This window comes from Kribbella sp. NBC_00662, assembly GCF_041430295.1.
Classification (GTDB): Bacteria; Actinomycetota; Actinomycetes; order Propionibacteriales; family Kribbellaceae; genus Kribbella.
Map to the genome: position 1 here is coordinate 4,435,837 of NZ_CP109029.1, position 21,448 is coordinate 4,457,284.

Here is a 21,448-nt window from a genome sequence, read left to right on the forward strand (position 1 = left end):
CGGATGACGATCAGGTCGGTAGGCGCATCGGCATCAGGATGTAGGCGGAGTCTGCGGTGGGGGTCTCGTCGGGGGAGCGGAGGCCGGTCAGATTGGCCGGCTTCGTTGTCTGGGTGAAGGCGAAGTGGGCGATCGGCGTACCGAGTGAGGCGAGACCGTCGAGGAGATAGCCGGCGTTGAAGCCGGTCACCACCGGGTCACCGGTCAGCGTGACCTCGACGGACTCCGATGCCTGCGCCTCCTCGCCGTTGCCGGCGTCAAGCGTCGCCAGACCGTCCGCGAACGTGAGCCGCACCGGCGCCGACCGCTCGGCCACCAGCGCGACCCGCTTGACCGCCTCGACGAGCGCAGCGGTGTCCACGGTCACCGTGCTGGTGATCGCGTCATCCGCTGGGATGAGGCTGCGCACCCTCGGGAACTCGCCGTCGATCAGCCGGCTGGTCGAATGCCGGCCGCCGCCCTCGAACCCGATCAACCCGTCCCCTGTGCGGGTCGAACCGAGCGCGAGCGTGAGCTCCTGACCGGACATCGCCTTGGCCACCTCGGCGAGCAGCTTCGCGGGGACCAGAGCGTTGGCCTCGACGCCTGCGTCAACCGGCTCCCAGGGGAACGACCGCAGAGCCAATCGGTATCGGTCGGTCGCGAGCAAGGAGATCGTCGAGCCACGGATCTCCAGCCGGATCCCGGTGAACACCGGCAGCGTGTCGTCGCGGCCGGCTGCGCTCACCACCTGCGAGACGGCCCGCGCGAACACGTCTCCGTCGACCACTCCACTCGCCTGAGGAATCTCCGGGAGCGGCGGATACTCGTCGAGCGGCAGCGTGTGCAGCACGAACCGGGCCGCGCCGCTACTCACCTGCACCCGAGCCGCCTCGCCACTCAGATCCACCGAGTCGCGCGGCATGCTCCGGCAGATATCCGACAACAGCCGCCCCGAGACCAGCACCCGTCCCTCGTCGGCCACCTCCGCCGGCACACTCACCCGCGCCGAACTCTCGTAGTCGAACCCGGACAACGTCACCTGCCCGTCGGCCGCCTCCACCACCATCCCGGCCAGGATCGGCACACTCGGCCGACTGGGCAACCCGCGCGCCACCCATCCAACCGCCTCGGCCAGCACCTCACGCCCGACTCGCACCTTCATGCCGCACTCCTCCCCATCTCGAAGTACGACTCAATCAGCAGCCACCGACAATTCCTGCCTCAGCCGAAACAGATGCGCTCCAAACCGTTCGCCTGAGCGCGCGTCAGCACGCGGGCCGACAGCGCGCCAGGCACGACGTACCCCGGATCCTCAGCCGCCTTCGCCACCAGATCGGGCCACCTCTGGCAATGCGTCGCCATACTCCCCGACCGCACGACCCGCCCCCGCGCCCACTGCCCCGACCGAGCCACATCACCCGGCACGTCGAGCAGAATCAGGTGCACCTTCAGCCCGCCCCGACTGGCACACCAACCGATCAACCGCCGCACCCACGGTCGGGTAGCGCAGTCATGGACGACCAACGGCCCGGTACCGCGCCGGATCGCCGTCAGGACGCGAACGTAGTACGCAAAGTGCAGGAGCGGTCGCCACCAGGCGTATGGCACCCGACCGAGCACACGCATCCACCGGTCCCGGAGCCGCTCGCTGTCGAAGACACGTACGCCGCCGTGGTCCGAGCCCACCGGATACAGCTGCCGCAGCAGCGTGGTCTTGCCGGCGCCTGGGATCCCCGCCAGGATCACCACGGCGTCGGCGGCGTACCGCAGCTCACGCAGTCCTCCTCCTGTATGGAGTACGCCCATCAGTCCCGAAGCCACGACGCCCGCCTTTCCGTCACTCGCCAGTAGAGGTATGACGAACAAGCGCGCACGCAAGCCCCGAGAGAAGGCTTAAAAGACCATAGAAACTTCCTGAGGAGAAAGCGCGCCGTTGAACGTGGGGTGCGAAACGCTCCGTGTTTGCGTGGGCTCGACGGGCGAGATTGTGTGTGCCACTCTGATGGACAGGGGTGGGTCGGGGCCGCAGTTCTGCCGGCCCCACGATGGGGGAAGGCGCATAACCACCGGGGGCTGTCGATTGCTGCCCTCGATGGTTGATGGGCCGACTCCGTGCGCCCGCCTGCCCGCTGGCGAAGGCAGCGGGGTTCACGATCGTTAAGGGGTGACGAGGCGGATGGCCGAGTTTGGTTCTGAACTCGAACGGGACCTCGCGGCCGGCGATGACCCGGCCCAGGAGGAGGCCCCAGTCCCGGTGCCCCCTTCGAGCGACCCTGTCGCTCCGGACACCGCCGCGTCTCAGACCGAGCTCGTGAGCCCGACACCCGCTGCGCCCGCCCGCGTGGAGTCGGAGCAGGAGTTGCAGCCGGATTACTACGTGACCCTGCAACCTCTGACCTTGGAGCTGGTCGCTCGGCAGATGGAGCGGATAGACATCACCTTCAGCGCCTCGGGTGATGCACTGCTGGCGCATTGGGAGAGCTTCACCCTCCGAGCCACGATCGGAGGCACGAACACTCTTTGTCTTCGGGCCCTCTTGCGAAAGGGTCTCCCGACCGACAGCCTCGGTGCCCTTGCTGCTCGCTGCAACTGGTGGAACTCGCGGAAGATGTTCCTCAAAGCGTCCGTGGCCGTCGTCAAAGCCGAACTGCCACGAGCCGGGGCAGGCGCGGAGTCGGACTTTACTCCGGCGGCCTCTCTCCAGCTCGACTGCGATCTGCCGTTCAGAGCGGGGGTCGCGCCTGTGCAACTCCAGGCCCTGCTTCGCGATGTCATCGACAACGTCTCCTACTTCGAGGAGGCCGCAGCCCTGGACGACCTCATGCTCAACGGGACCTGGCGATAAGCGATGGGGATCCTTGTCCTGTTGGCCAGGCTGATCAACCTCCTCACCGGCGCGGTCCTGCGCTCGTCGGTCCAAGAGCTGGACCGGCTGCAAGTCCTGTACGCAGGAATGGGCGACGAGCAACTGCGCGCCGAGCTCGCCAAGGTCTACATGCCGGATCCTGAGCCCGGGCCGAAGGTCCAGAGGCCGGGGTGGTTGTTCCGGTCCCGGGAATCCCCCGAACTGCACGCTCTGGCGATCGCCCTGATCCTCTTCGACCGGCATCCCTGCGATCTTCCCGCTGGGTCGCATGTGTATGACGAGCAGCGCGCGGCGGCGCTGTTGCTCCTCGAGGGCGCCAACGTGCAGATGGACACCGGCGAGGGCAAGACGTACGCGGTTGCCCTGGCTTCCGCCGCCCTCCTCGCCGCGCACCCACAAGTCGTGGTCGTCACGGCAAACCAATACTTGGCGAGGCGCGACCTGGACCGGGTTTCATCCTTCTTCCAGGCAGCCGGGATCAACTCCGCGTTCGGCGTCCAGGCGCCCGACTTCCGGGGTGTCACCTACACCGATCTGCCGTCTCTGTGCTTCGAGTATCTCCACCGGACCTACCGGACAGTGGACGATCAGCGACCGGGCTACCCGATCGAATCGGCGGTAATCATCGACGAGATCGACTCCGTCCTGCTCGACCAGTCCTCGAAGTACAGTCTCCATCGAGAGCTGCCCAGCGACCAGACGCTGTGGGCCGAGGTTTTCCGGCTCACAGAGGGATGGGACGAGCGGCGGTTCACCTACGACCGGGTCACGGACAGGGTCTCGCTGACTGCCGAGGCGTGGGAGGACGTGGCCGACCTCAGCCGCGTCTGTGGCCGGCCTGCCTCCATGCTGATGGATCTCGTCAGCGGAGCGCTCTGGGCAAAGCAGGCGAGGCCGGGCCGGAACTATGTGGTCGACGGCAACCACGTGCGGCTCATCAACCAGATCACCGGCGCGCCGTTCGACAGCGCTGATCCTTCTCTGAGCGCGCTGGAGCACCTGCTGTTCGGGCGCAATCCTTCTGTCGACCTGACGGTCGCGGAGATCGACGCTCTCTCGCTGCTGCGGCGGCATCCGCTCGTCGTGGGACTGTCCGGCACGGTCGTGGACGACACCATCTACTACCTCCAGCAGTTCCATAGTCTGACGGCGCAGGTACCGCCCCGCTTCAAGCGCCACGGCGGCCGGACGACGACGCTGATCTCGCCGTCCCGTGACATGACCTTCGACTACATCTGCAAGCGAATCCGCGAGGCGGCCCCCCGCCCCGTCGTGATCGGTGCCTGGTCCGCCGCCAAGGCTCACGAGCTGGCGGAGGCTCTCCTGGCGGAAGGCGTTGTGGCTCCCGAGAACATCGGGGTCATCACCGCCTTCGACTCGACGACGGATGTCCGCGTCCTCGACCTGGCAGGGGTACCAGGAAGAGTGACAGTGATGAGTCAGGGCGGCGCCCGCGGGGTGGACGTTCGGTCGACACACCGACCGCTCCTCCTCATCCTCGGCCGCGCTGTCGAGCCGCGGCTCGACAGGCAGTTCCTTGGCCGAGTGGGTCGGCACGGCGAGCCGTTCGACGCCGACTTCGTCGTCGACGAGAGCTCCCCGCTGTGGGCGTCCAGCTGGGCCGCGTCTGCGCGGATAGCCGGCGACGTCATCGAACTACCCAAGACCGCTGCCCGGGCTATGCGGCAGGCGCAGCGGGACGCGTGGACCTACCGGACTCGCAGCCGCCAGCGGGCGACGGTCCTCTCGGCCACGATCTCGGATATCGAAATGAACTTCGCGGCGAGGTTCCGCAGCATCCACGAGTGCGACGACATGGATGCGGAGGGCTTGATCGCCGAACTGTTGAGCCCGCCCGTCTCCGATCCGCGCGATGGCGGCGGCGACAGTTCGGCGGCCGATGCTCAGGCTGGTGCCCGCCAGGCGGAGATTGCCGCCGCCGTCCAGCGGCGCCGTACGACGGATTCGGTCGTCGAGCGCTTCAAGACGGCGATCCGGATGACGGATCCCGGGCACTTCGGCTCAACAAACGATTCGTTCATGCTCAAGCTCTCCCACGGGGATCCGTCCGAGATGGTCGCCCTGACGACCTGGATCGGCTCAACGATGGAGACATTGGACTCTGGCGCAGAGAACGGCCGGGGCGAGCTGTTCAGGGAGCAAGTGAGACTGGCAACCGATCAGCGCCTGCCCGCGCAGACCACGCCGCACTGGCGCGGTGTCCTGGACGTGGTGCACGAGACCTCCCTGATGGCCAATGTCACCTTGCTGAACCAGATCAAGCGGCGGCTCGACTGGTTGCGTGTGAACTCCACTGCACAGACCTTCCATCGGCGAGCTGCTTTCAGCGCTCGCAACCTCCACGAGCTGTCCGAGCTCCAGATGCGCCGGGAGCTCGCGGCGAACCTGGCCGTCGTAGACCGGCCCCAGCTGCTGGATGACCTCTACTACAGCCGCGAGAACATGCTGTCGCCAACGGAGCCGAGCCCACGGACGCCGGCAGACGTACCGCTGTCTCCCCACACGTCACCGGCTCGCGTACCTCGACTCTCGACCGACGACCTGGGGGCCCGGATCCAGGCGTTCCTCGCGAAACAAGAAGACGCGGGCATTGGCTCCCACGCGCCGCAGGAGGCCAGGCTTCTCCTGCTTCAGGTGGTCGGGCCCTTGGTGGACGGCTCGATGCGGATCAGCCCGGAGGCGTTGCGGAGCCGCGTCAATCTCATCATCGACTCCCTCGTCGCTCGAGGCCTACGCGGCGCCTTGCTTCGTGAGCACAGACGTGTTGTGGAGCAGTTCATCGACGAACTCCACCGCGATGGCGTGCTCCCCATCAGCTTCCCGCACGAGTCGGTGGTCGTCGGCGCTCTGCGCCGGGCACGAAGGTTCATGGCAACCGTTCCCCGGTGGGGCATGCTTGCCGTCCTGGCCTTCGTGGCTGTGCTTGGCGTCGGGTTCCTGCCGGTTGCTGCGCCGACGCGGCGACTGAGCTTCGTAGACGCAACCACGTCCTTGTTCGGATTCGGCCAGGTCCTGCCCGACCATCCGATGCTGGCATATCTGGGTGTGTTGATCGCACTCCTGGCCGTTGGCGGCGCCGCGCGCCTGGCCGATCCGGTGTTGTTCATGGGCCGCGTCGCGCCGCTCGTGGCAGTCGGGTTCGCTCTCGGCTTGTATCCACCCTGGGAAGGCCGAGCAGCTACGGGCCTCGCCCTCCTGGTCGGTCTCCTGCTGTGGTCGGCGGCGCTTCTCGGCTCGGCCCGCCTTGTCACGACCCTCATCGGGGTCGACGTTCTCATCGTGGTCGCGGGCGTCTCGGTGAGCATTTTCGTGGTCGGACAGCTGCTCGATGGGCGTGGCTTCACTGTTGCACTCATCGGCTTGGGCGTGCTGGCCGCCGTAACCGGGCCGGGCGTACCGGTCACGATCGGCTCAGACGAGTACGCCAACGGGCGTTTCACGTACGCGGACGAGCGGACGACGTACCGCATCCGGCTGGACCCCGTCCTCACCTCGGCGTTCCTGGCGTTCGCGGCCGTGGCCCTTGTTGTCGGTGTTCAAGGGCGGGTCGCCGTCGCCGCGTTCGTCGGCCTGCAGATCGCCACGTTCGCGTTCCTGGCCACCCGCCGGCTCAGGTTGCAGAAGGTCGAGAGCCTGCTCGCGAGGATGCGGGTCGGCAGCCCGCTCGCCGAGTCGGAGCTGAAGTCGCGCCTCGGCCGTGCTGCTTTCGTGTGGGTGCTGGGCGCGGCGGCGCTATTGGTTGCTTGTGTCGGCGTCGCGTGGGCTGGTGGGGTCACATCGACGACGTCGCTGCTGCTCGCGGAATGGGCAGGCCCGGTGCTCGTGAGCTGCGCTCTCTCGGCTGGGAGCGCGTTCAGCGTCGGCGGGGTTCTGACGCCGACGCTCGAAGAGCCCAACGACGAGGGCAGCTCCTGGAAGGTGTTCCGCGAGGCCGTCCGCGACTGGCGGCACACTCGCTTCGCCGTTGTCTGGCGTATTGCGCTCGTTCTCATCATCCTGGCCCGGCCGTTGGTGTGGCTGGCGGACGGGATCGGTCTCGTCGACGCCGCCCAGACTGCCTGGAACTGGGTTACCGGCATCGGAGGCTAGGAGCGCCGCAGTGCGATCCTGTTGTCCGCAGCAGGATGGGCGTCAGGAGGGTGAGATGCAGTTTCTGGTCACGATGACCACTCAGGTTCCGGACGGGGTGACGGAGGCGGAGGTCGACGAGGTGCGGGGCCGGGAGGCGGCTCATTCGCGAGAGCTCGTCGCGGCCGGTCAGCTGCTTCGGCTGTGGCGGCCGCCGTTGCAGCCGGGTGAGTGGCGCACGTTCGGTCTCTTCGAGGCGAAGGACGCTGACGAGTTGGAGGAGATTCTGGCCTCCATGCCGCTGCGCGTCTGGCGCCACGACGAGGTCATGCCCCTCGCGTCCCATCCGAACGACCCGGCATCACCGACCCCGCTCGACGCCAGCGCCACGGAGTACTTCACCATATTCAGACTGACTGTCCCGGAAGGCACACCGGCCGAGCTGGTCGACGAGAAGGTCGCAGGGGAGGCACGTCGCACCCGCGAACTCGCTGCCGAGGGCAAGCTCGTCCGCCTCTGGAGGCGTGCCGACGGCCCGGCCCTGGGCCTCTGGCAAACGGCCGGCGCCGAGGAGCTGACGACGATCCTCGAGTCGCTTCCGCTGTGGAACTGGCTCGAGACCGACATCGTTCCGCTGACGGTCCACCCGAGCGATCCGGCGCACGCGGCAGTCTGATCTGCGAGGAGAGTGGCGCGCCCGGCAGGATTCGAACCTGCGACCAACGGATTAGAAGTCCGACGCTCTATCCAGCTGAGCTACGGGCGCGTGGCAGGGATGAGTCTCTCAGATCGGCGGGTGATCCCGCCTCTGGGTTCCTGATCGGCGCGGTTCGAGCGGGAGCGAAGTACAGGGTTGTCGTTCCATCCCGGTAACGCTGAGTGGGTGGTCCTGCCGGTTGATCGGCACCCCAACTAGGCTTCGGGTCATGAGTCACCCCTCACCAGGCCCGGCAGGCACGCCGCAACCCGCGGCGGGGTCGGCGTACTCGCCCGGCGGACCGTACCCGCAGCCGAATGTGCTCGGCAGCCATCCGGTCCCCGGCCAGCGCCGCAACCAGGGCGTCCTGATCGGCATCGTGATCGCGGTGGTGTTCGCGATCGCGGGTCTGGTGATCTTCGGCATCGTGGCCAAGTCGACCGGCGCGGGCGGCTTCACCTGGGGTCTGATCTTCGCGTTCGTCCCGGTCATCCCGGTCATCGCGCTCTACCTCTGGCTGGACCGGTACGAGCCGGAGCCGACGAGGTACATCGTCTTCGCGCTCTGCTGGGGCGCCTTCATCGCCACGCTGGCCGCGATCTTCATCAACACCGAGGTGTCGCATCGGCTGGCCGAGACCGGCGTCGGCGGCGACCGGTCCGCGGTGTTCGTCGCCCCGCCGGTGGAGGAGTTCGCCAAGGGCTCCGTGATCCTGCTGCTGGCGCTGGTACGCCGCAAGGAGTTCGACGGCATCATCGACGGACTGGTGTACGCCGGGATGGTAGGCGTCGGCTTCGCCTTCACCGAGAACATCCTGTACTACGGCCGCGTGTTCAACACGCTGTCCGAGGAGGCCGGCAGCGACGCCGGTCTGCGCGGTGCGTTCGCACTGTTCATCATCCGCGGCGTCATCTCGCCGTTCGCGCATCCACTCTTCACGTCGTTCACCGCGATCGGGATCGGCGTCGCGATCCGGCACCGAAGTACCGTGGTCCGTTTCCTCGCGCCGGTCGTCGGGTACCTGGCTGCGGTGCTGGCGCACGCCTCCTGGAACGCATCCGCGAGCTGGGCCGGTGGCGGGGGCTTCATCGTCGCGTACCTGTGTCTGATGGTGCCGCTGTTCATCTGCCTGGTCGTGTTCGCGCTGGTGATGCGATCACGGGAGGGGCAGATGATCGCGTCGCGGTTGTACGACTACGTGCGGTTCGGGTGGCTGGTTCCACAGGACGTTCCACTGATAGCGACGCTGCGAGGGCGCAAGGCGCTGCGGCAGAACGCGCGGCGGTACGGGCCCCAGGCGGAAGCGGCCGCGAAGGCGTTCCAGCACAACGCGACCGAGCTGGCGTACCTGCGGGACAAGATCGTGCGCCAGGTGATCGGACCGGATGCATTACAAACGGAGAAGCAGCTGCTGGACGAGCTGCGGGATCGGAGGCCGAGCGTGCCGTTCCCACCGATGCCTGCGTTCGCACAGGCAGCTCCGCAGTACGCCGGGGGTGCCTTCCCGCCCGGTGCTCCGGGGATGCCGATGGGTCAGATGGGGCCCGGGGCTCCGATGGGTCCTGGCGGTCCGATGGGTCCTGCTCCGCTGGGTCCGGGTGGGCCAATGGGGCAGGGTGGTCCGATGGGACCGGGTGGTGCCGGGCAGGCGTCCGGTGGACCGGGTCCGGGAGGAGGCGCCGGGGAGGGCGCGTACCCACGGCCGCAGGATGGTTATCCGCCCGCTCAGCCGGGGTATCCGTCGGGGCAACCTGGTTACCCAGCCGGTCAGTCCGGTTACCCACCGGGACCCCCCGGTCAACAAGGACCGCCGGGAGGATACGGTCCGTATCCACCACCGCAGTGACTGCCACCCGTCCACGCCGCCAAACGGGGATGACGATGACTTTGCTTCTGCGCTGTCCGACCGGGCACTCTGTGCTCGTGGACGGACGACGTGGCTGACACCAGGTCAGCAGCTGGTGAAGGTTCGGAACCGCGGGTTCCGGACCAGGATCAGCCTGCCCAGGAGCTGGCGAACCTCATCGCCCAATCCGCCCCCAAGCCCCGAGGCTTCTGGCGCCGCCGCCGCCGAAAGACCTCCGACCAGCCCACCACTTCCGCGACGCCCAACGGCGAAGTCACGCCTGACTCCCAGGACACCCTGACTCAGGACGCCCCTGCCACGCCTGACGGGACGACTGCAGCCCGCGAGCCGGGCCAGCCCGCAGAAGCCGCGGACAAGGCCGCCGGGACGCCCGCAGAGGAGTCCGAGCAGCCGGGTACGTCGACCGACGCACCGTCCGACGACAATCACCCGTCGGCGACCGCGGAGACCACCGGCCCGGCCGATGGCACGTCGACGGAGGCCGAATCATCCCCCTCGACCGACACGGCGCCAGCCGAGCACCCCGTCGCGCAAGCCGCTGACGGAACGACGCCAGCAGCTGACGCCGCCACGCAGGCCAACGAAGGCACCGCCCAGACCGCTGAGGGCACCGCACAGGCGGGCGACGTCGGCGCGCTTGTCGGTGACGCCAGCAACCAGGCCCGTGACGTCAGCGACGAGGCCCGTGAGACCAGCGCGCCCACCGGCGATGCCAGCGCAGAGGCCGGTGGGGCCAGCGCCCAGGCCACTGAGGGCGCCGCTCCGGTTGGCGAGGGCACCGCACAGGCCGGCGACGGAACCGCACAGGCGGGCGACGGAACCGCACAGGCGGGCGACGCCGGCGCGCTTGCCGGTCACGGGACCGCGCAGGGCGGCGAAGGCGCCACGCGGGTCGGTGAAGGCGCCGCGCGGGTCGGTGAAGGCGCCGCGCGGGCTGGTGAAGGCAACGACCAGGGTGCCGGCGGTAGCGCGGCGCAGGGTGCAGATGGCGCGGCGGGATTGGGCGCGGGTGGCGACGTATTGGATGCGGCTGCTGAGGAGCGGCCGCGGGTGGGTGTTGTGTATGAGCCGGACGAGTCGCCTGACGGCTTTCCGCTCGAGTACGGCAACATCATCATCGGGCTGCCCAAACAGCCGGAGAACACCACTCAGGACGTCTCAGCCACCGAATCCGCCGGCCAGGACGCCGCGGACGACGCCAGCGAGCAGTCTGACTCGAGCGACGCCGACGCGGCGGACGCGGCAGCCGACGAGAGCGCGGGAGACGCCTCCGAGCAAACCGCCAGGGCTGCGGCGGACGGGTCGGCAGAGAACGAGCAGGAGTCGACGGGCTCCGCAGCCGGCGAGGCTGCGGACGGCGCCGCCTCCGACGGGACTGAAGATGTAGCCGACTCAGCAGGCGATCCGAGCGCCGCGGAAGGCCACGCGGAGCAGCCGGACGCTGGAACGGCAGATGCCGCAGCCGATGAGGCTGCAGATGAGTCCGCGGACGAGGCGTCCGACACGCATGAGCCCGCGGACGACACGCCTGAGTTCGCGGATGACGCCGCAGGCGGATCGACGAACGACGCCACCGGCGAGGCGGACGGCGCAGCGGCTGGGTCAGCGGAAGACGGTGCGGGCGAGGCGAACGACGCAGAGGGTGAGTCGGCGGACGATGCTGACGGCCAGGCCGCGAGCGGCGGCGCGGGCGAGGCCGGTGGTGAGGCTGGTGCTGCGGACGACGCTGGAGCTGGTGCGGCTGAGGACAGCGCGGCTGACGAGGCGTCGGATGAGGCGGTCGGAGAGGCTGGAGAATCTGCGGCTGACGGTGCTCGTCGTGCGACCGGACGGCATGCTGCCGGCGGCGTGGACGGGATGTCGGATGCCGCGCGTGAGGCGGAGGTCGACGGGGCGAGCGAGTCGGCCGATGCGGCGGATGATCTGGCGCCTGCTGCCGCGGATGATGCGGCGGATGACGCGGGCTCGGTTGCCGCGGATCAGGCCGTTGGTGAGGCTGCGGACGGCGACGACGCCGGGGCGGCAGATGGTGCCGCTTCAGACGAGGCCGCTGGCGGTGCGGTGGATGGCGCTGACGCGGGACAAGGTGCCGCTGCTGGTGAGTCGGCTGCTGAGGCCGGTGATCAGGCTGCGGACGACGCGGTGGTCGACGGCGCGTCCGATGAGTCGGGTGTGGACGCGGCTGATGGTGCGGGCGACGCTGCCCCAGGTGATGGCGAGGGCGCGGGGTCGGTTGCTGCGGATGAGTCTGCTGGTGAGGCTGCGGACGGCGGCGGCGCTGACGCGGTAGGTGGTGCCGCTGCGGGTGAGTCGGCGGGCGAGGCCGCTGAGGGCGCGGTGGATGGTGCTGACGGCGTAGATGGTGCCGCTGCAGGTGGGTCCGGGGATCAGGCTGGTGACGGCACGGCGGATGGTGCTGACGCGGCGGATGCCGGCTCGGCTGAGGGTGGTGCCGGCGTAGCGGGTGGGGATGGCGACGCGGCTGAGGGCGGCGGTGACGAGGAAGAGGAGTTGACTGCGGCGCAGTTGGCGGAGCGGTTGGTGGCTGAGCAGGCTGCTATGGCTTTGATTACTGCGTTGATGAAGTTGCGGGGTGTGCTGGCTGGGAGTCGGTTGCCGCTGGAGGTTGTGGGGGCCGACGAGGCTCGGCAGCAGCAGAAGGCGATGCTGGATCAGCTGGATGACTACCTGCTGCCTCGGCTGGTGCAGCTCGAGGCGCCGGTGCTCGCGGTGGTTGGTGGGTCGACGGGAGCCGGGAAGTCGACGCTGGTCAATACGGTTATCGGCAAGGTAGTTAGCGAGCCGGGTGTGTTGCGGCCGACTACCCGGTCGCCGGTGCTGATTCATCACCCGGCGGACGCGGACTGGTTCGTGGGTGACCGGGTGCTGCCGGGGATGGCGCGGACGAGTTCGGACGAGCCGGGTGGCATGGAAGATGCGGGGCAGCTGCGGTTGGTTGCCGCTGACACCGTTCCGCGGGGGCTCGCGATCCTGGATGCGCCCGACATCGACTCCGTCGTCGAGGCGAACCGCGACCTGGCGACGCAGCTGCTCGCGGCCGCCGACCTCTGGCTGTTCGTCACCACCGCGGCGCGATACTCCGACGCCGTCCCATGGGAGTTCCTGCAGAGCGCGTCGGATCGCAGTACTGCGGTCGCGGTCGTGCTCGACCGGGCTCCGAGCGAGACGATCGACGACATCACCGGGCACCTCGCGCAGATGCTGCTCGAGCGCGGTCTCGGCGACTCGCCGCTGTTCTCCATTCAAGAGACCGTTGTCGACGGCAACGGAATGCTCCCGCAGCCTACGGTTGCCTCGATCAAGGACTGGCTGGTCGACCTGGCCGCCGACGCGGAGGCGCGCGCGGGAGTGGTCCGCCGCACCCTGCAGGGCGCCGTCAGCGCGATGGTGAAGAAGGCGGCGCCGTTCGCGGAGGCCGTCAAGGCGCAGGCGGACACTGCGATCGAGCTGCGGTCGTCGGTCGAGTCGGCCTACGACCAGGGTGTGAAGGACATCGCCAAGGCAAGCCAGGACGGCACGCTGCTGCGTGGCGAGGTGCTGGCGCGTTGGCAGGAGTTCGTCGGCACTGGCGAACTTCTCAAGGGGTTGCAGTCCAATGCGGGCCGCCTGCGCGATCGGCTGAAGACTTCGCTCGGCAACAAGCCGGCGGAAACGCGCGACGTCAGCGACGCGATCCAGTCCGGCTTGGAGTCGCTGCTGCGCGAACACGCGACTGCCGCCGCGGAACGCGCCGAGAAAGCGTGGCAGGCAACTGCCCCCGGTCGCCAACTGCTGGCCGCGGGAGATGCTCAGCTTGCCGAGGAGGACACCGACAGCTCGCTCGGCGCGTTGTCGCCGAAGTTCCCGGATGCTGCGGCGCGTGCGGTCCGGGAGTGGCAGGCCTTCGTGCTCGACGTGATCCGTAAGGAAGGTGGCGCCAAGAAGTCGACGGCCCGCATCCTGGAGTACGGCGTGAATGGTCTCGGCCTTTCGCTGATGGTGGTGGTTTTCGCCCGCGAAACCGGCATCCCGAAGGGCGCCGAGGCGAGCGTCGGCGCGAGCAGCGCGGTTGTCGGCCAGCGGCTGCTGGAAGCGGTTTTCGGCGACAAGGCAGTTCAGGGCATGGTCGACAAGGCGCGTGAGGACCTTGACGGTAAGGTTCATGCACTGATGGATGCCGAATTCGCCCGCTATCTGGCTGTCCTTGACCAGCATCCGGTCGACGCCGAGACGGCCAGGCTACTGACGGAGGCCGCGCGCGCGGTGGAGGACTGCACGTGACGGAAACAGTGGATACGGTCGAGACCCCGGTGCGGGGCGAAACCGATGTCCTGAAGAAGATCGACGCCATCGAGGCGGCCGCGAAGGCCGGCGACGGCCGGCTCGACCCGGTGGTGCTCACCGAGGCGACGCAGATCGTCGAGCGGGCCGGGCAGCGACTGCGCATGTCCGGCGACCTCACCGTCGTCGCGCTGGCAGGTGCGACCGGCTCCGGTAAGTCGTCGCTGTTCAACGCGCTGACCGGGCTCGACCTGGCCGCGATCGGAACGCGCCGGCCGACGAGCTCGATGCCGCTGGCGTGTGTCTGGGGTGACGAGCCGGCCGGTGAGGTGCTGAGCTGGCTCGGGATCCCGCGCCGGCACCAGGTGCAGCACCGGAGCTCGCTCGAGGAGGCCCACTCCGAGGACCTGGACGGGCTCGTCCTGCTGGACCTTCCCGACCACGACTCGACGGAGGTCGAGCACCGCCTGATCGTCGACCGGCTCGTCGAGCTGGTCGACATGCTCGTGTGGGTGGTGGATCCGCAGAAGTACGCCGATGCGGCACTGCACAACCGGTACATCAAACCGTTCGCCTCGCATTCCGGGGTGATGGTGTTCGCGCTGAACCACATCGACAAGCTGACGCCGGAACAGCGGAAGAGCTGCCTCGACGACCTGGATCGGCTGCTCAAGTCGGACGGTCTCAAGTCGCCGGCCGTCGTTGCGACGTCGGCCGTCAGTGGTGACGGTCTCGAAGAGGTGCGCGGCCTGCTGGTGAAGCGCGTCAGCAACAAGCGTTCCGCGCGCGAGCGCCTCTCCGCCGATGTCGATCGGGTCGCGGACCGGATGGCGAGCCAGTGCGGCAACGCGAAGACACCCGAGATCGCCGACGCTGATGTCACCGAACTCGTCGACGCGCTGTCGGATGCCAGTGGCCTGTCGGTGGTTGCCGACGCGGTACGCCGCTCGTACCTGCAGCGTGCTCGGGCTGCGACCGGATGGCCGTTGACCAAGTGGCTCGGGCGGTTCCGTCCGGATCCGTTGCGGCGACTGCACGGCGACCAGGTGTCGCGCGAGCAGGGCAAGGCGTTGCGCAAGTCGGCATCGAGCGAGGTCGCGATCGCGCGCTCTTCGTTGCCTGCGGCAACTCCCGTGCAGCGGGCGCGGATGGATGCCGCCGTTCGCACGATCACGAACAAGGCCGCGGAGGGGCTGTCGCGCCCGTGGGCCGATTCGGTGCGTACGGCGATCCGGCGGCGCGAGGAGTCGCTGGGCGACGAGCTCGACCAGGCGGTCGCGCGAACGGACCTTGGTGTCACCGACAACCCCAGCTGGTGGAGCTTCGCTCGGATCGTGCAGTGGCTGCTGTTCCTGGTCACGCTCGGCGGCGCCGCGTGGCTGATCGCGTTGCTGGTGGCGCGGATCGCTGATCTGAACCACCCGCCGCTGCCGGAGTGGAACGGCATCCCGTACGCATGGGTCATGCTGGTCGGTGGTGCCGTCCTGGGCCTGGCGCTCTCCTTCGTCTGCCGGGTGTTCGCGACCAACGGAGCGCTGCGGCGGTCCCGTCAGGTGGAGAAGGCACTGCGGACCGAGCTCGAGAAAGTTGCCGACAGCCACGTAGTCGCGCCGGCCCGCGACGAGCTCACGGCGTACACGACCTGCCGCGACAGCCTGGCTGTCGCCCGCGGCTAGGTCTTCACTGTCCCGATAGCCCTGCTGTCGCCGGGCCGCGCGCAGATGTCGACGCGCGCCCCGGCGGACAGCCGCGGTCAGAGCTCGGCGTCGGGAGCGTATTGCGACATCGAGATCTTGGCCGCGGAGGTCAGGTCCTCCTCCGTCGTCGTGCCGGAGGCGCGGATGGCTTCGATCCAGGCCCGGACGGACTGCTCGTTGTAGCTGATCACCTCGGCGGAGTTGGCCATCTCGGCCGGGTCGGTGTCCGCCGGCAGCTCGCCGGTGACGTAGAGCGCGAGGCCGAGCAGACCGCCGTCCCAGCCCGGGCCGACCCAGAGCGCGCCCGCGCCGCCGGGCGCCGGGGCCTCGCTCATCGAGTGCTCGAGCTCCAGCTCGGTCGACGCGTGCGCTCCGGGCAGCAAACGCAGCTCGAGGAGACTGTTGGGGCCACCAAAGGTCACCTTGAACCGCTTGGGCGGCTCGCACTCCAGGATCTCGCCGCCGGCGTTGCCCTCCAGCTGGAAGGAGCCGCCGACCTCGAGGTTGCCGGAGACGGGCATGAACCATCGCTTCATCCGGTCGGGGTCCGTGAGGGCGTCCCACACCTCCGCCGGCTCGGCCTGGTACGAGCGGCGCATCAGCACCGTCGCGGTCTCGCCGGTGCGGCTGACCTCGCGTTGGACCGCGTTGATGTGCTCGAGGATGTCGATCACGGGTGATTCCCTCTCCTGCTCGGCTGCTGGGGTGGACCTCAGAATGCCGGGCGGCGCTTATATAAGTCAAGGGTGAGATAATCATGCCGCCTCCGCCGACAAGGGGAGCGGTGCGACCGGGTACTCGTCGGCGGGGTAGGGCGTCGCAGTGGTCTCGGCCGGCGCGGGGTGTGGAGCGAGCGCGGGGCTGTCGAACGCGGCGTCGGCGCGAGGAGCGTTCTTGGTGAAGGTCGCCGTACCTCGGCTGAGGTCGTGGCCGACGGAGAACGCTTCGAGGATCACCCTGCTGACCTGCTCGCCCGCCTCGTTGGTCCACTCGTGGGTGCGAAGCCGGCCGGTGACGATGACGGGCTGGCCGGTGCGGATCGATTCGAATGCGTTCTGCGCCAGGATTCGCCAGCAGTCCACGGTGAACCAGGTCGTCGGTTTGTCGACGAACCGCTGGCTTGTCTTGTCGAACTGGCGTGGGGTCGAGCCGACTCGGAAGGTGGCGTGCGGTTGCTGCCCGACCTCCTTGAAGTCGGGGCCGCTGCCGACCCAGCCCTGAACTGTCACGTACGTGTCGCCGACGCTCATCGCGTTGCCGTCCCTTCGGTGCGGGTTGCCTGTCGGCAGAGAAGATGCACCGTTCGCGGCGTGGTGAGACGCCCGAATTCGTGCCTGTGGAGAAAGCACATAGGCTCTACGTATGGCGGAATTCATCTACACGCTTCGCAACGTCCGGAAGGCGCACGGTGACAAGGTCGTTCTCGACAACGTCACCTTGAACTTCCTCACCGGCGCGAAGATCGGCGTGGTCGGGCCCAACGGCACCGGTAAGTCCTCGCTGTTCAAGATCATGGCGGGGCTCGACCAGCCCTCCAACGGCGAGGCGCGGCTGGCGGAAGGGGCGACGGTCGGGATCCTGCTGCAGGAGCCTCCGTTGACCGAGGGCAAGACCGTGCTGGAGAACGTGCAGGAAGGGGTCGGCGACACCAAGCAGAAGCTCGACCGCTTCAACGAGATCTCCGCCGAGCTGGCCGACCCGGACGCCGACTACGACACGCTGCTGGCCGAGATGGGTGACCTGCAGACCGAGCTCGACCACCGCAACGCCTGGGACATCGACGCCCAGCTGGAGCAGGCGATGGACGCGCTGCGTTGTCCGCCGCCGGATGCGATCGTCGACAAGCTCTCCGGTGGTGAGCGTCGCCGGGTCGCGCTGTGCAAGCTCCTGCTGCAGCAGCCCGATCTCCTGCTGCTCGACGAGCCCACCAACCATCTGGACGCCGAGTCCGTGCAGTGGCTGGAGCAGCACCTGCAGAAGTACCCGGGTGCCGTCATGGCGATCACCCACGACCGGTACTTCCTGGACAACGTGGCCGAGTGGATCCTCGAGCTCGACCGCGGCCGGACGTACGGCTACGAGGGCAACTACTCGAAGTACCTGGAGACCAAGAAGGCGCGTCTGGTCGTCGAGGGTCAGAAGGACGCGAAGCGGCAGAAGATCCTGGAGCGCGAGCTCGAGTGGGTCCGGTCGAACGCGAAGGGCCGGCAGTCCAAGAGCAAGGCCCGTCTGCAGCGGTACGAGGAGCTGGCCGCCGAGGCCGAGCGCGCCAAGAAGCTGGACATCGACGAGATCAACATCCCGCCGGGTCCGCGTCTGGGCAGCACGGTGCTCGAGGTCAGCAAGCTGGAGAAGGGCTTCGGTGACCGCAAGCTGATCGACGGCCTGAGCTTCAGCCTCCCTCGCGCCGGCATCGTCGGCATCGTCGGTCCGAACGGCGTCGGCAAGTCGACGCTGTTCCGGATGATCGTCGGCGAGGAGCAGCCGGACGCCGGCAGCCTGAAGCTGGGCGAGACGGTCAAGATCTCGTACGTCGACCAGTCGCGCGGGGGCCTGGACCCGAAGAAGACGGTCTGGCAGCAGGTGTCCGACGAGCTCGACTTCATCAAGGTCGCGCACTTCGAGATGCCGAGCCGCGCGTACGTCGCGTCGTTCGGCTTCAAGGGCCCGGACCAGCAGAAGCCGACCGGCGTCCTGTCCGGTGGTGAGCGGAACCGGCTGAACCTGGCGCTGACGCTGAAGATGGGCGGCAACCTGCTGCTGCTCGACGAGCCGACCAACGACCTGGACGTCGAGACCCTGCAGTCGCTGGAGGATGCGCTGCTGGAGTTCCCGGGCTGTGCGGTGGTCGTGTCCCACGACCGGTGGTTCCTGGACCGCGTGGCGACCCACATCCTCGCCTGGGAAGGCACCGACGACGACCCGGCCAAGTGGTTCTGGTTCGAGGGCAACTTCGCGTCGTACGAGGCGAACAAGGTCGAGCGGCTCGGCCCGGAGGCGGCTCGCCCGCACCGCGTCACCCACCGTAAGCTCACCCGCGACTGAGCAACCGTCGAAGGACCCCGCTTCCCAATCGGAGGCGGGGTCCTTCGTGCTTGTCGATAGTTAGCCCTTGCGCTAAGTATCAAACGATGGCAATACTTAGCCTCATGGCACAGTATTCGGCTGACGTGGACGGTGTGTTCGTCGCGCTCGCTGATCCGACCCGGCGCAGTGTGATCCGGCGGCTCGGGCGTGGGCCGACCAGTGTGGGGGAGCTCGCGGCCGACTTCCCGATCACGCTGCCGTCGTTCATGAAGCACGTCCGGACGCTCGAGTCGAACGGGCTGATCCGCACGGTCAAGGTCGGTCGGGTGCGGACCTGTGTGCTGAATCGCGAGCGGCTGGCGCTCGTCGACGACTGGCTCGCCGAGCAGCGCCGGATCTGGACCGATCGCACCGATCGGCTGGAACGCCTCGTCACGGAATCCCAGGAGGAAGAGTCATGATTGATCCCGAGCTGGATCTGACCGTCGAGCGGGTGATCCGAGCGCCGCGGGCGACCGTCTGGAACGCCTGGACCGATCCCGCGAAGTTCGCGCAGTGGTGGGTGCCGGCGCCGGCGGTGTGCCGGGTCGAGCGGCTCGAGGTTCGTCCGGGCGGCGCGATGGTGACGCAGTTGAGCGAGGACGGGACGCAGTTCGTACCGCATCTCGATGCGAGTTTCCTCGTGGTCGAGGAGATCGAGCGGCTGGTGTTCACCAATGCGATCGACAGCAGTTGGCGTCCCGCCAGTCCGGAGCCGTTCCTGATGACGGCAGAGGTGATTCTCGCGGAGCATCCCGACGGCACGGACTACCGCATCATCGTGCGCCACGGGACATCGGCCGCCCGGGCGCAGCACGAGGAGTTGGGGTTCGCAGACGGGTGGGGCACGGTCACGAAGCAGTTGGCGACGCTTGCCGAGAGGGAGAACCGATGAAGCTCGTGCTGACGGAGTTCGTCACGCTGGACGGGGTGAGCCAGGGGCCGGGGTCGCCGACCGAAGACACCAGTGACGGGTTCACGCGCGGTGGGTGGTTGGTGCCGTTCATCGACCAGGCGTTCGTCCAGCAGACGTCTGACTGGTTGGAGCGAGCAGACGGGTTGCTGCTGGGGCGGCGGACCTATGAGGCGTTCGCCCGGGACTGGCCGCAGATCACCGACCCGGATGATCCCTTCACGCACAGGATGAACTCGCTGCCGAAGTACGTCGTGAGTCGGACGCTGAGCGAAGGTGAGTGGCAGCCGACGACTGTGCTGAGCGACTTCGAAGGCGTTGAAGAGCTGAAGGCCCGGCCGGGTCGTGAGCTGCAGGTGCACGGGAGTGCGCGGTTGGGGAATGCGCTCCTTGGGGCCGGGCTGGTGGACCTGGTGCGATTGGTGGTCGCGCCAACGGTCATCGGAGCCGGCAGGCGGTTGTTCGACCAGCCAGGTGAGACGGCCGGGCTGAAGCTGACGAAGTACGATGCGACGCCGAGCGGGCTGCTGTTGCTCGAGTACGAGACCGTCGGCGTCGCGCGGGTGGGGGAGTACGAAGGCGTCAGCGCGTTTGTGTGACGTGGTCGTCCAGGACGGTCTGCACCACCGACAGGTCCGAGGTGATCAGGGCCTTCCAGAGCGCCCAGCCGCGGGCACGTGCCCACATCCCGGCGTCCTGGGCGACCGCCGAGCGGAAAGCCTCGCGGGACGGGCCGGAGAAGAACGTGTAGGCGATCACCAGATCGCAGGCCGGATCGCCGACGCCCGACGTACCGAAGTCGATGACGGCCGACAGGCGACCCTCGTGCACGAGCAGGTTCCCTTGGGCGATATCGCCGTGGAACCACACCGGCGGCCGGTCCCACGTCGACGCCAGAGCGGCGTCCCACACCTCGCCCGCGAGGTCCGCGTCGATCCGGTCCTTGAGTACGGCGAGAGCCTCGACCGTCTCGTCGTGGTAGTGCTGCAGCGTGGCGCCGCGATAGAAGCTGTGCTCGCCGGCCAGCGGTCCGCCGGTGGCGTCGATGCCCTGCAGAGCGTGGATGAAGTCCGCGATCGCCTCCGCGAAGGCAGGCAGGTCGGTCACGGTTTCGGTCGATGCGGTCCGGCCGTCGATCCAGCGCCGGATCGCCCACGGATGCGGATAGCCCTCGCCCGGGGCGCCCTTGGCAATCGCGGTCGGGATCTCGACCGGCAGGTACGGCGCGAGCACCGGCAACCACCGATGCTCCTTGTCCACGGCCGGCACGTACGCCGAGGCCGTGGGCAGACGCGCGGTCAGATCGGTGCCCAGCCGGTACGTCCGGTTGTCCCAGCCGTCGACCTTGACCGGGGTCACCGGAAGGTCGGCCCACTGCGGGAACTGCTGCGCGATCAGTCGGCGTACCAGCTCGGCGTCGATTCCGGCCCGGCCGTCTTCGTGAAAATCCGTCACGCCGCGAAGCCTTCCGGAGCTGTCGGGCAGTCTCAAACGCTTTAGCCGCCGGCTTCAGCGACCGAGTCGTTCAGGAACGCGGAGATCGTCTGCAGCTCCTCGATGCTGCGGCTCGCGAGTACGCCGTGCATCCGTTCGCCCTGGTCGGCGTACAGCGGGACGAGCTTGTCCTGGATCGCTTCCAGCGACGGCGTGACGACTACCTTGCGCCGGTCGCCGGGGTCGGGCCGGCGGGTGACGAAGCCGTGGGACTCGAGCCGGTCGATCACGCCGGTGACGGTGCCCGAGGTCAGCCCGGTGTGCTCGGCGAGCTGTCGCGGTGTCAGCGGCCCGTATGCCTGCAGCAGCGTCATGAACTGCGAGTCGCTCGCGCCGAGTCCGACCTTGGCGGAGACGGCGTGGTTGTACAGCACCACTTCGGCGATGAATCGGATCAGCCGTTGCTGGATCTCGCCGGTGAGCTCTTCACGAGTACTGGTCATGGTCCGCCTCAGCATAGGGCTTGCATTTCTCTCGGATCTCCAAGATACTCGGT

General features: G+C 68.3%; 16 protein-coding genes and 1 tRNA gene. 10 read left to right on the forward strand and 7 right to left on the reverse strand.

What is annotated here, in order from left to right; all coding sequences use genetic code 11:
• Positions 1-10: 10 nt before the first annotated feature.
• Entirely contained in the window at positions 11-1,144 is a 1,134-nt protein-coding gene (gene dnaN / locus OHA10_RS22330) for a DNA polymerase III subunit beta (RefSeq protein ID WP_371400702.1), read from the reverse strand.
• A gap of 59 nt (positions 1,145-1,203) precedes the next feature.
• Positions 1,204-1,803, reverse strand: coding sequence for an AAA family ATPase (locus OHA10_RS22335; RefSeq protein WP_371400703.1), 600 nt, complete (start codon positions 1,801-1,803; stop codon positions 1,204-1,206).
• Positions 1,804-2,158: 355 nt separating this feature from the next.
• On the opposite strand from OHA10_RS22335, the gene OHA10_RS22340 reads away from it, so the two are divergent.
• Genes OHA10_RS22340 through OHA10_RS22350 form a run of 3 tightly spaced genes read left to right on the forward strand, consistent with a single transcriptional unit; the run spans position 2,159 to position 7,613 of the window.
• A complete protein-coding gene (locus OHA10_RS22340; RefSeq protein WP_371400704.1) occupies positions 2,159-2,827 on the forward strand; it encodes a YbjN domain-containing protein in 669 nt (222 codons plus the stop codon).
• Positions 2,828-2,830: 3 nt separating this feature from the next.
• Positions 2,831-6,958, forward strand: a complete 4,128-nt coding sequence (locus tag OHA10_RS22345; RefSeq protein WP_371400705.1) for a DEAD/DEAH box helicase — start codon at positions 2,831-2,833, stop codon at positions 6,956-6,958.
• 55 nt (positions 6,959-7,013) lie between these two features.
• Positions 7,014-7,613 (forward strand): muconolactone Delta-isomerase family protein, encoded by a 600-nt coding sequence (locus OHA10_RS22350; RefSeq protein WP_371400706.1) that lies wholly within the window; start codon positions 7,014-7,016, stop codon positions 7,611-7,613.
• Between the two features lie 13 nt (positions 7,614-7,626).
• Here the strand turns inward: OHA10_RS22350 and OHA10_RS22355 are convergent.
• Positions 7,627-7,703, reverse strand: a tRNA-Arg gene (locus OHA10_RS22355).
• A 160-nt stretch (positions 7,704-7,863) separates the two neighbouring features.
• On the opposite strand from OHA10_RS22355, the gene OHA10_RS22360 reads away from it, so the two are divergent.
• The 3 genes from OHA10_RS22360 to OHA10_RS22370 all read left to right on the forward strand — a co-directional run bounded on the left by OHA10_RS22360 (position 7,864) and on the right by OHA10_RS22370 (position 15,458).
• Positions 7,864-9,480 (forward strand): PrsW family intramembrane metalloprotease, encoded by a 1,617-nt coding sequence (locus OHA10_RS22360; RefSeq protein WP_371400707.1) that lies wholly within the window; start codon positions 7,864-7,866, stop codon positions 9,478-9,480.
• Between the two features lie 90 nt (positions 9,481-9,570).
• Complete coding sequence (locus OHA10_RS22365) at positions 9,571-13,782, forward strand: AAA family ATPase (RefSeq protein ID WP_371400708.1); 4,212 nt, start codon at positions 9,571-9,573, stop codon at positions 13,780-13,782.
• Positions 13,779-15,458: a GTPase gene (locus OHA10_RS22370; protein WP_371400709.1), complete on the forward strand. Its 1,680-nt coding sequence runs from the start codon at positions 13,779-13,781 to the stop codon at positions 15,456-15,458. The genes OHA10_RS22365 and OHA10_RS22370 overlap by 4 nt, the downstream gene beginning before the upstream one ends.
• 77 nt (positions 15,459-15,535) lie before the next feature.
• On the opposite strand, the gene OHA10_RS22375 is transcribed toward OHA10_RS22370, so the two are convergent.
• Positions 15,536-16,153 (reverse strand): SRPBCC family protein, encoded by a 618-nt coding sequence (locus tag OHA10_RS22375; RefSeq protein ID WP_371400710.1) that lies wholly within the window; start codon positions 16,151-16,153, stop codon positions 15,536-15,538.
• An 81-nt stretch (positions 16,154-16,234) separates the two neighbouring features.
• The gene (locus OHA10_RS22380) at positions 16,235-16,729 is read right to left on the reverse strand and encodes a single-stranded DNA-binding protein (RefSeq protein WP_371400711.1); all 495 of its coding nucleotides are present in this window, start codon (positions 16,727-16,729) and stop codon (positions 16,235-16,237) included.
• A gap of 112 nt (positions 16,730-16,841) precedes the next feature.
• Between OHA10_RS22380 and ettA the strand changes: the two genes are divergently transcribed.
• The 4 genes from ettA to OHA10_RS22400 all read left to right on the forward strand — a co-directional run bounded on the left by ettA (position 16,842) and on the right by OHA10_RS22400 (position 20,057).
• Positions 16,842-18,524 (forward strand): energy-dependent translational throttle protein EttA, encoded by a 1,683-nt coding sequence (gene ettA / locus OHA10_RS22385; protein WP_371400712.1) that lies wholly within the window; start codon positions 16,842-16,844, stop codon positions 18,522-18,524.
• A 104-nt stretch (positions 18,525-18,628) separates the two neighbouring features.
• Positions 18,629-18,967 (forward strand): helix-turn-helix transcriptional regulator, encoded by a 339-nt coding sequence (locus OHA10_RS22390; RefSeq protein WP_134096904.1) that lies wholly within the window; start codon positions 18,629-18,631, stop codon positions 18,965-18,967.
• Positions 18,964-19,440 carry an SRPBCC domain-containing protein gene (locus OHA10_RS22395; RefSeq protein WP_371400713.1) on the forward strand — a complete coding sequence of 159 codons (477 nt, stop codon included), beginning with the start codon at positions 18,964-18,966 and terminating at the stop codon, positions 19,438-19,440. Before OHA10_RS22390 ends, OHA10_RS22395 begins: the two co-directional genes overlap by 4 nt.
• Entirely contained in the window at positions 19,437-20,057 is a 621-nt protein-coding gene (locus tag OHA10_RS22400) for a dihydrofolate reductase family protein (protein WP_371400714.1), read from the forward strand. The genes OHA10_RS22395 and OHA10_RS22400 overlap by 4 nt, the downstream gene beginning before the upstream one ends.
• On the opposite strand, the gene OHA10_RS22405 is transcribed toward OHA10_RS22400, so the two are convergent.
• Both OHA10_RS22405 and OHA10_RS22410 read right to left on the reverse strand, forming a co-directional pair.
• Complete coding sequence (locus OHA10_RS22405) at positions 20,041-20,913, reverse strand: aminoglycoside phosphotransferase family protein (RefSeq protein WP_371400715.1); 873 nt, start codon at positions 20,911-20,913, stop codon at positions 20,041-20,043. The two genes, OHA10_RS22400 and OHA10_RS22405, sit on opposite strands and share 17 nt — an antisense overlap.
• Positions 20,914-20,954: 41 nt before the next feature.
• Positions 20,955-21,395, reverse strand: coding sequence for a MarR family winged helix-turn-helix transcriptional regulator (locus OHA10_RS22410; RefSeq protein ID WP_371400716.1), 441 nt, complete (start codon positions 21,393-21,395; stop codon positions 20,955-20,957).
• Positions 21,396-21,448: the final 53 nt, after the last annotated feature.